This is a genomic window from Terriglobus sp. 2YAB30_2, from assembly GCF_052114765.1.
Lineage (GTDB): Bacteria > Acidobacteriota > Terriglobia > Terriglobales > Acidobacteriaceae > Terriglobus.
On sequence record NZ_JBFRFJ010000007.1, the window covers coordinates 108,044 to 122,829 of the forward strand.

The following is a 14,786-nucleotide window of genomic DNA, read 5'->3' on the forward strand; positions in this document are numbered from 1 at the left end:
TCTCAGTTTACCTTTGCTCACGAACGCGCCAGCAGTCCCTTGGCCTTAAGATACCCTCGCATTGCATCGAGAGAGTCTTCATCACCAATCTGCTGGAAGCTGATCCACGTGGGGAGATGGAGCGTACGAGCCCGCGTAAACGCCTCCTGTGCCACGCGATAACACGCAACAGCATCGTGTACATCGACAGGAATGACCGGGATCTTATGTTTAGCGGCGGAGGGATGAGGAGTATGTCCGGGAAGCTGGAGATACAGCACGGGTAACTCGCGCTTCGCAGTCATTTCAATGAACCTTTCACATCCGGCAGGAAGTGCACTATCCAGATAGAGCACAGCCACAAAGCCAGGAGTGAAGTGCATGTTCGCAAAGGCAGCGCCATGTACAGCGGCGAATTGCTGCGCAGCATCCAGTGTGCCGGGCAAAAGGTTACCGCTGCTTTGTTGTACGATGCCGACAGCCGGCGCCAGGGCGGCGGAGGCAGCGATCGTGTCCTGCGGCCGCAGGTGGTTCGCTGTAGCCGCGATACCGGCCTCCAGACCGCGTGTACGTTTGCTGCCGGAGCGCAGATCGCGCATGGCGTTGTAGAGCTGTTTGAGACGCTGATTAGGAATCAGTGGGTTTTCAAAAGTAGCGGCAGACATTTCGACCTGTTTCTCTGCAAGGTAGCACACACCGGCAAAAGAGCAAGATGGTGCTTGTGCTTGGCAAGCAAAAGCCCGGCGACAGCCGGGCTTTTACGGATGATAGTGGACTTCAGGCGCGAGCGGCGTCCTTCTTCTCGGTGTTGATGCCGAGATCGGCAAATGCCTTGAGCGCGGTTTTGGCTTTCACCTTACCATCGCGAACCAGCTTGGAGAGCGCGGCTGCGACGATATCCTTGGCGCCGATCTCGAAGTGCGCACGCAGATACTCACGATTGTCAGAGCGGCCAAAGCCGTCTGTACCGAGCGTGACCAGACGCTGGCCAAGCCACGGAGCCAGAGCATCCGGCATGACCTTCATGTAGTCCGAGGCCGCGATGACTGGCCCCTGGGCGTTGCCGAGAGCCTCCAGCAGATACGGCTTCCTCTCCGGCTCTGCGGGGTGCAGGCGATTCCACCGCTCAATCGCAAGTGCGTCGCGGCGGAGCTCGGTGTAGCTGGGGACGGACCATACGTTTGCCTGGATCTTGTACTCGTCGGCCAGAATCTGCTGTGCCTTGACCACCTCGTTCAGGATGGTGCCCGAGCCGAAGAGCTGTACCGTCGCTTCGCCGGCAGCAGGCTTGTAAAGGTACAGGCCCTTGAGGATACCGTTGACGTCCAGATTTGCAGGCGCCTCAGGTTGAACGTAGTCCTCGTTGTACATGGTGATGTAGTAGAAGACGTTCTCACCCTGTTCGTACATCCGCTTCAGGCCATCCTGAATGACGACTGCCATTTCGAAGAGGAAGGCAGGATCGTAGCTCAGGCAGGTTGGAACGGTGCTTGCCAGTACGGGCGAGTGGCCGTCCTGGTGCTGCAGACCTTCACCCAGCATGGTGGTGCGTCCAGCTGTCCCGCCCATGAGGAAGCCTTTTCCGCGAGAGTCCGCAAATGCCCATGCCATGTCTCCGACGCGCTGGAAGCCGAACATCGAGTAGTACATGTAGAACGGGATCGAAGGAATGCCGTAGTTGGAGTAGGCCGTTCCCGCGGCGGTGAAGCTGGCCATCGAGCCCGCCTCGGTGATGCCTTCCTCGAGGATCTGGCCATCCTTCTCTTCGCGATAGCTCAGAAGCATGTCGGCATCGTGCGGCGTGTACTTCTGACCTTCACAGGCATAGATGCCAACCTGTTTGATCACAGATTCAAGGCCGAAGGTACGGCCTTCGTCAGGAACGATGGGGACAACGTACTTGCCGAAGTTCGGCTCCTTGAGCAGGGAGCGGAGCATGGAGACGAAGCCCATGGTGGTGGAGACTTCGCGACCCTTGCTGCCGGCCATCCACTCCTTGAAGAAGTCGGGCGCCGGCGCCTTGAAGTTCAGTGCGGGGACTTCGCGAACCGGGAGGTAGCCGCCAAGTTCCTTACGGCGGGCCTGCAGATACTGGATCTCCGGGGCATCCTGTCCAGGGTGATACAGACCGGCGTCCTTGGCGGTCTGCTCCGATACGGGAATGTCGAAACGCTTGACGAAAGCCGCCAGGCCATCGTCGGTAAGCTTCTTCTCCTGATGGCTGGCGTTGCGAGCTTCCGTCGTTCCCAGGCCATAACCCTTGACCGTCTTGGCCAGGATGACGGTCGGGCCGCCGGTGTACTCAGTTGCACGCTTGTAGGCGTTGAAGATCTTGGCGGGGTCATGGCCGCCGCGGTGCAGCCGGGCTAGCTGCTCATCGGTCTTGTCGGCAACCATCTCCAGCAGCTCCGGATATTTACCGAAGAAGTGCTGACGGAGATAGGCGCCGCCTTTGGCCTTGAAGGTCTGGAAGTCGCCGTCGACACACTCTTCCATGCGTTTGAGCAACAGGCCCTTGTAGTCCCGGGCAAAGAGCTCATCCCAGTCTGCGCCCCAGACCACTTTGATGACATTCCAGCCGGCGCCACGGAAGACGCCTTCCAGCTCGTCGATAATGCGCTTGTTGCCGCGGACCGGACCATCTAGGCGCTGCAGGTTGCAGTTGACGACGAAGATCAGGTTGTCGAGCTTCTCGCGGGAAGCGAGACCGATCGCGCCCAGGGTATCCACTTCGTCCGACTCGCCGTCGCCGACGAAGGCCCAGACCTTGCGGCCCGTCTTCTGGATCAGGTTACGGTTCTCCAGGTAACGCATGAAACGTGCCTGGTAAATGGCGTTCAGCGGGCCAATGCCCATGGAAACGGTGGGGAAGTTCCAGAACTCCGGCATCAGCCACGGGTGGGGATAGGACGATAGGCCGGGCTTATCGCGGAGCTCGTGACGGAAGTTCTTCAGGTGGTCTTCGCTCAGGCGGCCTTCAAGGAAGGCGCGGGCGTAGACACCGGGCGAGGCATGGCCCTGGAAGTAGATGAAATCGCCGGGCTGGTCGCCGTACTTGCCGCGGAAGAAGTGGTTGTAACCAACTTCAAGCAGGGTGCACAGCGACGAGTAGGTCGAAATATGACCGCCGATGCCGGCATCCTTCTTGTTCTGGCCGTGCACCATGGCCATGGCGTTCCAGCGGATCAGGGCCTCGACACGCCGCTCCTGATTGCGATCGCCGGGATAGGGCACCTCGTCATGGGCATGGATGGTGTTGCGATATGGGGTCGTCAGTTCGCCGGTAGCGGCCACGCCGGCTTCGGCAGCGCGCTGCTTCAGCGCGGACAGCAGCTCAGCGGCGGGCTCATGGCCTTCGGCGACGACCAGCTCGTCAAATGCTTCAATCCACTCGGAGACTTCAGCCAGGAAATCCGGGTTGGCGGTCGCCGGAGGGTTATCGAGCTTCGTGGACATTGCGGGGCACCCCTATAAGTAGAAGTTTGGGCGGATATCAGCCTGCCGCCTACCACGATAAACCGTTACCCATACGCGCGTCACCGTTTCCGTGCGATCACCGCACGGATGTGCGAAGTTTCGGGGGCTTGCTGGGGAATCAGAAAGGGCCCGCTCCTGGTTTCCCAGGAGCAGGTCGGAAGTGCTAGGTGGAGTAGTCGGCGTTGATGGTGACGTACTCGTGTGTGAGATCGCAGGTCAGGAAGCGGGTCTCGGCCTGGCCGGCGTTGAGATTCAACAGGATGGTGTACTCGCGTTGCAGCATGACCGTATGCGCCGCCGCCTCATCAAAATGAGGAGAGCGGGTACCTGCTTCAAAGACTGGCTGATCGCCGATATGGATGGACGCAAGGGCGGGGTCGAACACGACCCCCGAACGGCCCGCCGCCGCGATAAGACGTCCCCAGTTCGGATCGCCGGAGGACCAGGCGGTCTTGCAGAGCGGGGAATTGGCAATCGTGCGGGCGATTGTCTGGGCGTCTGCAACCGAGGCAGCTCCGGTGACGTGCAGCGTGACCACATGCGTGACGCCTTCGCCGTCGTCGACAATCTGGTGAGCCAGATCCTGGGTAACCCGGTTCAGAGCGCTCCGGAAGGCGTCCGCTGTATCGGCATCCAGCGTCAGACCACTGGCTCCGGAGGCAAGCAGGAGCACCGTGTCGTTCGTAGAGGTATCGCCGTCGATCGAGATGGAGTTGAAGCTGGCCTCTACTGTCGGGCCGAGGGCCTCGCGAAGCTGGGCAGGAGTAGCCGCGATATCCGTAAACAGATACACCAGCATGGTGGCGTGCGGCGGCCCAAGCTGAGGGCCGATCATGCCTGCTCCCTTGCAAACACCGAAAATCGAGGCTGACCTGCCCTTGTAGATGACAGTGGCGCGTGCCGACTTCGGTTTGGTGTCCGTCGTCATAATGGCGCGGCGGAAGCTGTCCGCCGCCTCTTCTGTACCAGCGAGGGCGGCGAAGGCCGTGGGGAGAGCGGTGGTAATCTTCTCGACCGGAAGGGGAACTCCGATGATGCCGGTGGAGGAAGGGAAGATATTCTCCCGGCCGCAGTTGGCCAGAGCCGCCAAAGCATCACAGGAGGTTACGCAGGCATCCAGCCCATGCTGTCCGGTAGCGCAGTTGGCATTGCCGGCGTTGATCAGCAGCGCTGTAACGCGGCCATCGGAGGCGGCGATATGCTGCCGCCCAATGACGATGGGAGCGGCGACCATTTGATTGCTGGTAAAAGCTGCGGCTGCGGTGGCGCCTTCGGGCGCCAGAGCCAGGGCCAGATCGGGATTCCCGGAGGCCTTAATACCGGCTTTCGTGGCAGACCACAGAAAGCCGGCAGGAAGTGAGGAAGGCTGTGATTCGTTCATTACTCGGTTGAGTTTACCTGTAATTCCATTCAGCTTCGGTAAACGGGATGGAGCGTTTTTCCGCGCTGCTCTGACGGGCCAGTTCGAGGGTGCGGGTAATACGTAGGCCGTGAATGGCCGGAATCATCAGCGGAGCCTTACCGGTGATAGCGTCGCGCACATTCGCGAAGAACAGACGGTAGTCACCGGTCTCAGATGGAACAGTTTCTGAATGGGTACCGCCGGATGCAGGGTCGGCAAGGATCAGGGTGCCCCAGGCCGATTCCGGTTCGCAGAGCCATTCTCCGTCCACTGTGGGCCGCTGACCGGCGAGCAGGGCAGGCTCCTGCGGGTCAAGACCGTATTTCACGAAGCTGCCGTTCGTGCCGTGCAGCAGAAAACGCGGCGAAGCCGAGGCGGCGATCATGCTCGACGAGAGGTGAACCGTCAGGCGTGGATAGTCGAGGCGAATGTCGAAGGCATCTTCGATCGCAGAATTGTCGCGGTCTGTGCGGACTGAGCCGGTGACGAAGTCCGGTTTACCAAAGAGTGCAAGCGGCTGGTCGGCGAGGTGCGGACCGAGATCGAAGAGCAGGCCGTTGACCGGGGCGCCACTCTCTTTCCAGGTATTCGGACGAATGCCGGGGCGGAAGCGATCGAAGTGAGCGCGGAAGGTGACCAGGCGGCCCAGACGGCCCGAGTCCAGAATGCGTTCGACTGTGCGGAAATCCGCGTCAAAACGCCGGTTCTGGAAGGGCGCGAAGATGAGGTTCTTTGACTCGGCAAGATCGATGAGCTGACGGGCTTCCTCGGATGAGGTCGTGATGGGCTTGTCGATGACGACGTGCTTCCCGGCGGAAAGTGCGGCGTGGCATAGAGAGAAGTGAGACTCGTTCGGCGTGGAGATAACGATAAGGTCGAGCTCCTCGATGGCCAGGAGTTCTTCGACAGAGCCGACGATGCGGACGCCGGGGTACTGTTCTGAGGCCGAGGGGAAGGGTTGCTTCCACGGGCCACGCTGCACCACCGCGGTTAATTCCATGCCGGGGGTAACGGAGATAAAGGGCGCGTGAAAAACACGGCCGCCGAGGCCAAAGCCGATGAGTCCGGTGCGAATCATGGGTATAGGGTGCAGGTGAAAGAGCTCTGTATGCAAGATGCCAGGGTGGTATGTCAGAGGGATTTGGCGAAATGGAAGATGAAATGCAACTTTTTTGAAGCGTTCGGCGCAGGGGCCTGCATCCAAAGGAAGAACAACCGCTCCAGTCGTATGAAAAGGGCCGGCGGATCAAGACCGGCGAAGTGTGATGTGCGGTTGCGATTAGCATGAGGACAATGGCGCAGAGAAAGATCTTGGTTTTACCGGCAATGCTCCTGGCTGGAGCCCTCGGTGCGCAGCAGCAGTCGCGCAGCGGTGTGGCGCCTTCGGGCGCGGGTAATACTTCGCCGGGTTCTGGCGCCGCGGCGGTGCAGGCAGCACAAGGTGTGCTGCAACAGCAGTCGCGGAGCACGACAGGGACGAGTGGGCAAGACAACTTCAAGGGCTCTGTCGTGGAGGGGAAAGCCACGGACGGAGTTCTCGATTTGAGTCTCGGTGATGCCATCCGACGTGGACTGAAGACCAACCTCGGACTGATTTTGGAAACCTCTTCGGTGAAAGAATCCGGGGGCAAGCGGCTGCAGGAGTTGCAGGCTTTGTTGCCGACAGCACGTGGTGAGGTTACCTATAACGTGCAGCAGGTTAACCTTGCGGCATTTGGTCTGAGTTTCCCCGGAGTAAGCCCCATCGTCGGACCGTTCCAGGTCTTCGATTTCCGTGGATACCTGTCACAGTCTGTGGTCAATGTGCAGTCGCTGGAGAACTACATCGCGGCGAAACATAACTTCGCGGCATCGAAGCTGAACGCGGAAGATGCCCGTGACATGGTCACGCTGACAGTAGGCAATGCGTACCTGCTATGCATCGCGGATGCCTCGCGCGTGGAGAGCGTGCAGGCCCAGGTGGACTCGTCGAAGGTGAGCCTGGATCAGGCGACAGCCGCCCACGATGCCGGCACGAGCCCGAAGCTCGATGTTCTGAGGGCCCAGGTGGACTATCAGAACCAGCAGCAGCAACTGATCTCGGCGAAGAACGACCTGGCAAAGGACAAACTCGCTCTTGCACGCACGATCGGCCTTCCTCTGGAGCAGGAGTTCCGCCTGACAGATACGGCTCCGTTCGCTCCGTTGGAGGAGCTGAATGCCGACGCAGCCTTCCAGCAGGCGCTGAAGAACCGGAAGGATCTGGCCGCTGCTGAGGAAACGCTGAAAGGCGCGGATGCCCAGAAGACGGCGGCATGGGCGCAGCAGCTTCCGGCTGTGACTGTGAGCGGTGATTACGGCGATATCGGACCCACGCCTGGCCACTCGCACGGAACCTATACGGCAAGCGGCAATGTCAAGGCTCCGCTACTGCAGATTGCGAAGACGCATGGCGATGAAGAAGTAGCGGACGCGAGTTACCAGACGGCTCGGGCTCAGCTTGCCGATAAGGTGCAGCAGGTCAATCAGGATATTCGCACGGCGATTCTGGATATTCAGTCCGCGGCGAAGCTGATAGAGGCAACGCATACCAATGTGCTTACGGCGAATGAGGCTTTGAGTGAAGCTCAGGAGCGGTTCAAGTCGGGAGTGAGCGATAACCTTGCTGTGTCTCAAGCGCAGGCGCAGTCCGCGCAGGCAAACGATCAGTACATCAGTGCGCTGTATCAACACAATCTCGCCAAGCTGGAGCTGGCGCGTGCTTTGGGTGTAGCGCAGACGAACTACAAAGATTACGTGGGAGGAAAGTGACCGTGGCGGACGGACAACAGAATCAGGAACAGCAGAGGATTCAGCCGCAGGCTGTGCAGGAGCGCAGCGATGACACGGCGCCCGAGCAGCCGGAGAAGAAGGCCAAGCGGCGCGTCATCGTGATTGCGGTGCTGGTGCTGCTGGCACTGGCGGGCAGTTTGTTCTATTGGCGCAGTACCTTCACCGAAGACACCGATGATGCCCAGGTAGACGGCGATCTGTACCAGGTGAGCTCGCGTGTGACCGGCCAGGTCATCAAGGTCTACGTGGAAGACAACCAGACGGTCGAGGCCGGCAAAGTGCTGGCGGAGATCGATCCGAAGGACTACGAGGTAGCGCTGCAGCAGGCCGAGGCGCAGCTGGCGAATGCCCAGGCCTCCTACGAGCAGGCAACGGTGAATGTGCCGATCACGAGCCTGAGCACTCGTACAGAAACCTCGACGACGAGTTCTGATGTCCAGGGAGCTATCGCCGCCGTGGCGCAGGCGCAGAAGCAGGTCGCTGCTGCCGATGCCCGGGTGGAGCAGGCGAAGGCAAACTTGACCAAAGCCGACCTCGACGTACAACGGTATACGCCTCTTGTAGCCAAGGACGTGATCTCGAAGCAGCAGTTCGACGCCGCCGTGGCGACGGCTGCCGCACAGAAGGCGCAGTACCTTGAAGCCCAGTCGTCTCTGGTGGCTCAGCAGGAAGCGGTCCGCCAATCGCAACAGAAGCTGATTCAGTCTCAGGCCAGTGCTGCTCAGGCTGCCAAGAATGGTCCTCAACAGGTCAAAGTGCAGGAGGCTCGCGCCGCTGCCGCCGCTGCCGAGGTCAGGCAGGCACAGACACGGATCGACCAGGCCAAGCTGAACCTGAGCTACACCAAAATCACGGCCCCGGTGACGGGCATTGTGAACAAGAAGAATGTCCAGGTGGGGGCGAACCTGTCCATCGGACAGAATCTGTTGACCATCGTGCCGCTGGAGAACCTTTGGGTGACGGCAAACTTCAAGGAGACCCAGCTCGATAAGATGCATCCCGGCCAGGAAGTCGTGATCAAGGTTGACGCTCTGGGGGGACGTGAGTACAAGGGCAAGGTAACCCAGATTGGCGGAGCCACTGGCTCGCGGCTGAGCCTCTTCCCGCCGGAGAACGCCACGGGTAACTACGTGAAGGTTGTGCAGCGTATTCCGGTACGTATTGACTTCACCAACCTGAAGGAAGAAAACAAGGATCTTTCCTTGCGGCCCGGCTATTCGGTCGTGCCGGAGGTACGGATCAAGTAGCGGCAATCCGAATTGGGGAAGCCTGCATCCTAAGCACGATGTGGGATTCCCCAAGGAGAAATAACAATGGCTGTCGCTATGAAGAAGGTTGAGAACAAAGACCTGATCACGCCCCACTGGCATGAGAAGGCGAAGGAGATCCAGAAGTACGGTTCGGTGGTGAAGGATCTCCCGAACGCTCTGGAGTCCGATGTTCGTGAAGCGATGTGCGCTAAGCTGAACCAGCTTTTGGCGGACTCGATCACCCTCCGTGACATGTATAAAAAGCACCATTGGCAGGTGGCGGGACCTACCTTCTACCAGCTTCACCTTCTGTTTGATAAGCACTTCGAAGAGCAGGTGGAGATCGTCGACGTGATCGCCGAGCGGATCCAGTTGCTGGGTGGTGTCACGATCGCGATGGGAGCGGATGTGGCTGAGGTATCGCAGATTCAGCGTCCGCCCCGCGGTCGGGAAGAGGTTCCAGTGCAGATCTCACGCCTGCTGGATGCCCACCGGGTCATCATCGAGGAGTGCCGTAAGCTCGCCGAGGATGCCGATAAGGCGGGCGACGACGGCACCAACGATCTGGCGGTCAGCGACGTGCTCCGCCCGAATGAGCTGCAGAGCTGGTTCCTCAGCCAACACCTGGTGGAGATGCCGCTGACCTTTGCGGAGTAAATCTACTTCGGAAGCCCTAAAATAGGAGAGCCTGTCCCTGGCGGGGCAGGCTCTTTTTGCTGCTTTGCACCTTCTTTACCCATCCATACATCTAGTGAGTTAGGATGTAACCTCCTCCGGGGCCACTCTCATGCCTATCGCCATCGAGTTCTTTGTGCAGTACGCCTACGTGATTTTGTTCACGTGGGTCCTGCTGGAGCAGCTCGGCATACCAATTCCGACGACGCCCGCGCTGCTCACGGTGGGAACCCTTTCGGCTGCCCACAAGCTGCATGCCTCCATTGCTCTGGCTGCAGTCGTAATCGCGTGTCTTCTAGCGGACTCCGTCTGGTGGTGGTTGGGACGCCGGTTCGGCGGTCGGGTCGTGAAGCTGGTCTGCCGGCTGAGCCTGGAGGCGAGTGCCTGCGTCAAGAAGACGGAGGGGTACTTCGGCCGCCGCGGCGGTGTGACCCTGCTGTTCGCCAAATTTGTGCCGGGCCTGAACACCTTGGCTCCGCCCGTTGCCGGACAGACGGGTATGTCCTATCCGAAGTTCCTGGCGATGGATGGGCTGGGAGCACTGATCTGGGGAAGCGCCTATATCTTTGCCGGCAGGTTCTTCGGCGATATCGCCAAGAGGAACGCAGCGTTCTTCCACTGGATGGGACGGTTCGCAGGGGTTCTGTTCGTTCTGCTCGTCATCGGCTTCCTCGTGCAGAAGGTCTGGCGGCAGCGCAAGTTCCTTTTGAGCGTGCGCGAACTCCGTCTGGACGCTTCTGAGCTGAAAAAGATGATCGACACCGCGTTGGAAGACGGAACGGTAGCGCCGTTCATCGTGGATCTGCGGCATCCGTTGGACTACCTCCCGGATCCTCGAGTGTTGCCAGGCGCCGTCCGCATTCAACCGACGGAGCTGGAGAAGCAGCATGACCAGATTCCGCGCGACCGGGACGTGGTACTGTACTGCACCTGTCCGAGCGAGGAGACCAGTGCGAAGGTGGCGCTACGCCTGCACAAGCTGGGCATCTACCGCGTAAGGCCATTGAAAGGCGGCTTTGACGGGTGGAAGCAGGCCGGATATCCCCTGGAAGAGTATGTCGAGCCGGCTTCCACCGGGTCAAAGCTTGCGGTGAGCGCCTGATTCTGGTTGCCACTTTCTGGTTCCTAGGGCGTATCGACAAATTCGAGATAACCCATACACCGGGTGCCCCATGTCCCGGGGACATGGGCCCGTTTTTTTAGCTGCCCATGGTGAAGTTGATGGTGATAGTGGTTTGCACCTCTGTGGGTTCTCCGTTCAGAAGATAAGGCTGGTAGCGTGCAGCGCGGATAGCGTCGAGGGCTGCGCCGCGCAGCATTCCAGGGCCGCTAACCACCTGCAGGCTCTCGATCGTTCCTGACTTCGAGATCATCGCCGTGACGATAACTGTGCCGCGGACTCCAGCGGCTCGGGCTATGGCCGGATAGACCGGGGTGATGGGCTTCAACAGAAGGCCGCGTGTAATGCCTTCCGAGACACGCTGAACCGCGGGCTTCGGCTTGGGGACGACGCTGACAACGGGAGGAGTCGGCCCAAGATTCGAAAGCACTGAGCCGATGACGTTGTTCGTACTATTCCCTGTGCCGAGGCCGATATTTGGGATGCCATTCTCTGCGAGACCTGGGTCCGGCGTCGCATCGGGCAGATGCGGGATATGCTGGGGAGCGGTAAATGCGTTGTCCACCATCGGTGTCGTCGGTAACACTGTCCTCGCTACGGTCTGCGCGATGACCTGAGGCGCTTTAGCAGGCATCGGCGGCTGAAGCGGTAGCGGTGTGATCGCCGACTTGGGAAGTGCTTCGGGGTAGAGCAGCGGATAGGTAATGCAGGCTGCTCCAATAACTAGCTGGAGACCAATCGAGGCGATAGCTGTGTAACGGCGGGCGGTGTGAATGCGTCCTGTGGATTCGATCAGGGCAGACTCAAGCATGGTGGCACTCTCCTTCATGTGAGTGCGCATCCAGCGAGGAATGCGTACGCTGCCATAGACACTGGCGGCCCTAAGTTTGTTCCTTACCTTCTTGTTCCCTGTATTCCTGTTCCAGCATCGACATCAGTACCAGCGAGGTATAGTTCCCGTCGTGATAGTGGGCTTCTCGCAGAATTCCTTCCTGCTGGAAGCCGGCAGAACGGTAGAGCGCCTGGGCGCGCTCGTTCTCTTCGGCTACATCCAGCCATAGCCGATGCGCACCATACTCGCGGAAGGCGAGCCGCATCGCTTCAAGCAGCATCGGACGGCCCAGGCGCTGGCTGGGATTGCGTACTGCGATACGGCGCAGTTCAATGATGTGGTGCGGTGAACGACGCCCGGCCATAATGACGTACCCGGCAACGCTGTCGTCCGCGTGACGCGCAACGAGGTAAGCGAGATTCGAGTCATCGAGGGCGGCAAGATGTTGTTCCGACGGCTGCACGGTGATGTATGCGGGATAGAGTGACTCGATCGCGCAGATGGCCGGAATATCGTCACGTGTAGCTGGTTGAAGGGGCATGCCTTCAGCGTAGCGCAGGGTAGGATAAGGGGTGGTAAGGAGAGTCGAGTGGCATTTCGGGATTTGCGGGAATGGATCAAGGCGTTGGAGCAGGCTGGGGAACTGGTGCGGATCCGCGAGCAGGTCGATCCTATCCTCGAGATGGCCGAGATCGCCGACCGTGCGGTCAAGAGCGATGGTCCGGCGCTCCTCTTCGAGAACGTGAAGGGATATCCCGGAAGCCGCGTCCTGATGAACCAGTTCGGTTCAGAACGCCGCATGATGATGGCGCTGGGGGTGAACTCGCTCGATGAAGTCGCAGGACGCATTGAGGAGCTGCTGCATCCGCCGATGCCCGGCGGCCTGATGGACAAGCTGAAGATGCTGCCCAAGCTTGCAGAGGTCGGCCGGTTTTTCCCGAGGGTCGTCAGCAATAAAGACGCTTCTTGCAAAGAGGTCATCCGCCGCGAGAACTTCGACGTCCTTGAGTTTCCGGTGTTGAAGACCTGGCCGCAGGACGGTGGCCGTTTTATTACGCTGCCGCTGGTAACGACGAAAGATCCGAAGAGCGGTAAGCGCAACCTGGGCATGTATCGCATGCAGGTCTATGACGGTCAGACAACCGGTATGCACTGGCAGCGGCAGAAGAACGCCGCAGAGCACCTGCGCGAGGTCCTGCGTGAGGCAGCCGGTAACAGCACCGATGCGGTGAACGTGATGGCCCTGACGCAGGGGGGAACGGCAGCCGCTGCCGATGTAAGCAGCGTGCCGCAGCAGGTGCTGACGAAGATTCGTGGCAGCCGGATGGAGGTCGCGGTAGCGATTGGCTCCGACCCGGCGACGACCTTCGCGGCGATTGTGCCTGCTCCGCCCGAAGTAGAGGAGTACCTGATCTCTGGCTTCCTGCGGCAGCAGCCGTTGGAACTGGTGAAGTGCGAGACGGTCGATCTGGAGGTGCCGGCGCATGCGGAGATCGTGCTGGAAGGCTACGTCGACCTGACAGAGTTGCGTACCGAAGGCCCCTTCGGCGATCACACGGGCTTCTACACCATGAAGGACGAATATCCCGTTTTTCACATTACGTGCATCACGCATCGCAGAGACCCCGTGTATGCTGCCACGATAGTGGGCAGGCCTCCGATGGAAGATGCATGGATGGGGAAGGCGGTGGAGCGTATCTTCCTGCCTTTGATGAAGCTGACCTGTCCGGAGATTGTGGATGTGAATCTGCCGCCGGAGGGTGTCTTCCATAACCTGATGATCGTCTCCATCAAGAAGAGCTACGCCGGACAGGCGCGCAAGGTGATGAACGCCATTTGGTCCATGGGGCAGGCAATGTTCACCAAGATCGTGATCGTGGTGGATGAGGACTGCGATGTGCAGGATCTGGCCGAGGTCACGCTACGGGTAACCAACAATATCGATCCGGAGCGCGATATCCAGTTCACACTGGGTCCTCTGGACTCTCTGGATCACGCATCGCGTCTGCCGAACTACGGCAGCAAGATGGGGATCGACGCAACGCGGAAGTGGGCCGCAGAAGGCTTCACCCGCGAATGGCCGGACATGCTGGAGATGCCGTCAGAGATAAAGGCTCGGGTCGACAGTCTCTGCCGCAAGCTGGGGTTCAACTGATCTGATGAAGCGCTGGTTCTTACGCATTCTTGGAAGTCTTCTGGTGGTGGTTCTCGTCGCTGGTGCAGTGTTTTACCTACGGCCCCTGTGGGTGAGCGATCAATTGCTGCGCTACAAGATGTGGCGGCAGGGTGTAAGCAGCCATTACATCGAGCTGGACGGTCACCGGATTCACTACGTTGAAGCCGGGCCTGTGAACGGGAAGCAGCTATTGCTGGTTCACGGACTGGGAAGCCGTGTCGAGGACTGGGCTGAGTTGATGCCTCGTTTCGCCGGTGAGGGATATCACGTTTACGCACCGGACCTGTTAGGCTACGGCCGGTCTGCAAAGCCCCAGGGTTCCGACTACTCCATCGTTGAAGAAGAGAAGATGGTGGTGCAGTTCATGGACGCCATGCGCCTGGCACAGCCAGACGTGATCGGCTGGTCGATGGGTGGCTGGGTAAGCATGCGGCTGGCGGTCGATTATCCGCAGCGCGTTCGGCGTCTGGTGCTGTATGACACCGCCGGACTCTACTTCCAGGTGGACTTCTCGTTCGACAACTTCACGCCGAAGAGCATCGACGAGGTAACTGAGCTGCTGCGCGTTCTGGAGCCGGTGCCGACACGTCTGCCGGACTTCGTATCCCGCGATGTTGTACGGCGTGCCTCCGAGAATGGATGGGTGACGCAGCGGAGTATTCACGCGATGACCATCGGGCGAGAGCTGATGGACTTCCGCTTGAGCGGCTTGAAGCTGCCCGTGCTGATCGTGTGGGGAAAGATGGATCGTCTGATTCCTCCCGTGACCGGCGAGCGGTTACAGCAACTGGTGCCGCAAGCGCGGCTGGAGATCGTGGATGGCTGCGGACATTTGGCTCCACGCGAGTGCCCCGTGCCCGTCTTCGCGGCTACGAAGGAATTTCTCACGTCAGAGCCCGCAACCGCCGGCGGCCGCAGAGAATGGCCGAAGTAAAGCGAGTTGCTGGTTGCTAGTTCCTGGTTGCTGGACGGGGATCAACCAATCTCGAACAACCCATACACGGGGTGCCCCATGTCCCGCGGGGACATGGGCCCGGCCTTTACTGTCCCAAGCACTGGTGCCG

Annotated in this window: 12 protein-coding genes; 6 read left to right on the forward strand and 6 right to left on the reverse strand. The window is 59.9% G+C overall.

Annotation, left to right across the window (positions count from 1 at the left end; genetic code table 11):
- Positions 1-17 precede the first annotated feature (17 nt).
- From AB4Y89_RS12405 to AB4Y89_RS12420, 4 genes are all read right to left on the reverse strand, one after another.
- Positions 18-644: a hypothetical protein gene (locus AB4Y89_RS12405; RefSeq protein ID WP_442301244.1), complete on the reverse strand. Its 627-nt coding sequence runs from the start codon at positions 642-644 to the stop codon at positions 18-20.
- Between the two features lie 112 nt (positions 645-756).
- Entirely contained in the window at positions 757-3,435 is a 2,679-nt protein-coding gene (gene aceE, locus AB4Y89_RS12410; protein WP_442301245.1) for a pyruvate dehydrogenase (acetyl-transferring), homodimeric type, read from the reverse strand.
- Positions 3,436-3,619: 184 nt separating this feature from the next.
- On the reverse strand, positions 3,620-4,837 hold the full coding sequence (argJ, locus tag AB4Y89_RS12415) for a bifunctional glutamate N-acetyltransferase/amino-acid acetyltransferase ArgJ (protein ID WP_442301246.1): 1,218 nt from the start codon (positions 4,835-4,837) through the stop codon (positions 3,620-3,622).
- Positions 4,838-4,850: 13 nt separating this feature from the next.
- Positions 4,851-5,936, reverse strand: coding sequence for a Gfo/Idh/MocA family protein (locus AB4Y89_RS12420; RefSeq protein WP_442301247.1), 1,086 nt, complete (start codon positions 5,934-5,936; stop codon positions 4,851-4,853).
- Between the two features lie 215 nt (positions 5,937-6,151).
- Between AB4Y89_RS12420 and AB4Y89_RS12425 the strand changes: the two genes are divergently transcribed.
- The 4 genes from AB4Y89_RS12425 to AB4Y89_RS12440 all read left to right on the forward strand — a co-directional run bounded on the left by AB4Y89_RS12425 (position 6,152) and on the right by AB4Y89_RS12440 (position 10,696).
- Positions 6,152-7,648, forward strand: coding sequence for a TolC family protein (locus AB4Y89_RS12425; protein ID WP_442301248.1), 1,497 nt, complete (start codon positions 6,152-6,154; stop codon positions 7,646-7,648).
- 2 nt (positions 7,649-7,650) lie between these two features.
- Entirely contained in the window at positions 7,651-8,916 is a 1,266-nt protein-coding gene (locus AB4Y89_RS12430; RefSeq protein WP_442301249.1) for an HlyD family secretion protein, read from the forward strand.
- Between the two features lie 66 nt (positions 8,917-8,982).
- Positions 8,983-9,576, forward strand: coding sequence for a Dps family protein (locus AB4Y89_RS12435; protein ID WP_442301250.1), 594 nt, complete (start codon positions 8,983-8,985; stop codon positions 9,574-9,576).
- Between the two features lie 130 nt (positions 9,577-9,706).
- Positions 9,707-10,696, forward strand: a complete 990-nt coding sequence (locus tag AB4Y89_RS12440) for a VTT domain-containing protein (protein ID WP_442301251.1) — start codon at positions 9,707-9,709, stop codon at positions 10,694-10,696.
- Between the two features lie 97 nt (positions 10,697-10,793).
- Here the strand turns inward: AB4Y89_RS12440 and AB4Y89_RS12445 are convergent, their stop codons facing one another.
- On the reverse strand, positions 10,794-11,525 hold the full coding sequence (locus tag AB4Y89_RS12445) for a TonB family protein (protein WP_442301252.1): 732 nt from the start codon (positions 11,523-11,525) through the stop codon (positions 10,794-10,796).
- Positions 11,526-11,595: 70 nt separating this feature from the next.
- A complete protein-coding gene (locus tag AB4Y89_RS12450; RefSeq protein WP_442301253.1) occupies positions 11,596-12,087 on the reverse strand; it encodes a GNAT family N-acetyltransferase in 492 nt (163 codons plus the stop codon).
- A 48-nt stretch (positions 12,088-12,135) separates the two neighbouring features.
- On the opposite strand from AB4Y89_RS12450, the gene AB4Y89_RS12455 reads away from it, so the two are divergent.
- Together AB4Y89_RS12455 and AB4Y89_RS12460 are read left to right on the forward strand one after the other, a co-directional pair.
- Entirely contained in the window at positions 12,136-13,701 is a 1,566-nt protein-coding gene (locus AB4Y89_RS12455; protein WP_442301254.1) for a UbiD family decarboxylase, read from the forward strand.
- 4 nt (positions 13,702-13,705) lie between these two features.
- Positions 13,706-14,656 carry an alpha/beta fold hydrolase gene (locus AB4Y89_RS12460; RefSeq protein WP_442301255.1) on the forward strand — a complete coding sequence of 317 codons (951 nt, stop codon included), beginning with the start codon at positions 13,706-13,708 and terminating at the stop codon, positions 14,654-14,656.
- Positions 14,657-14,786 lie beyond the last annotated feature (130 nt).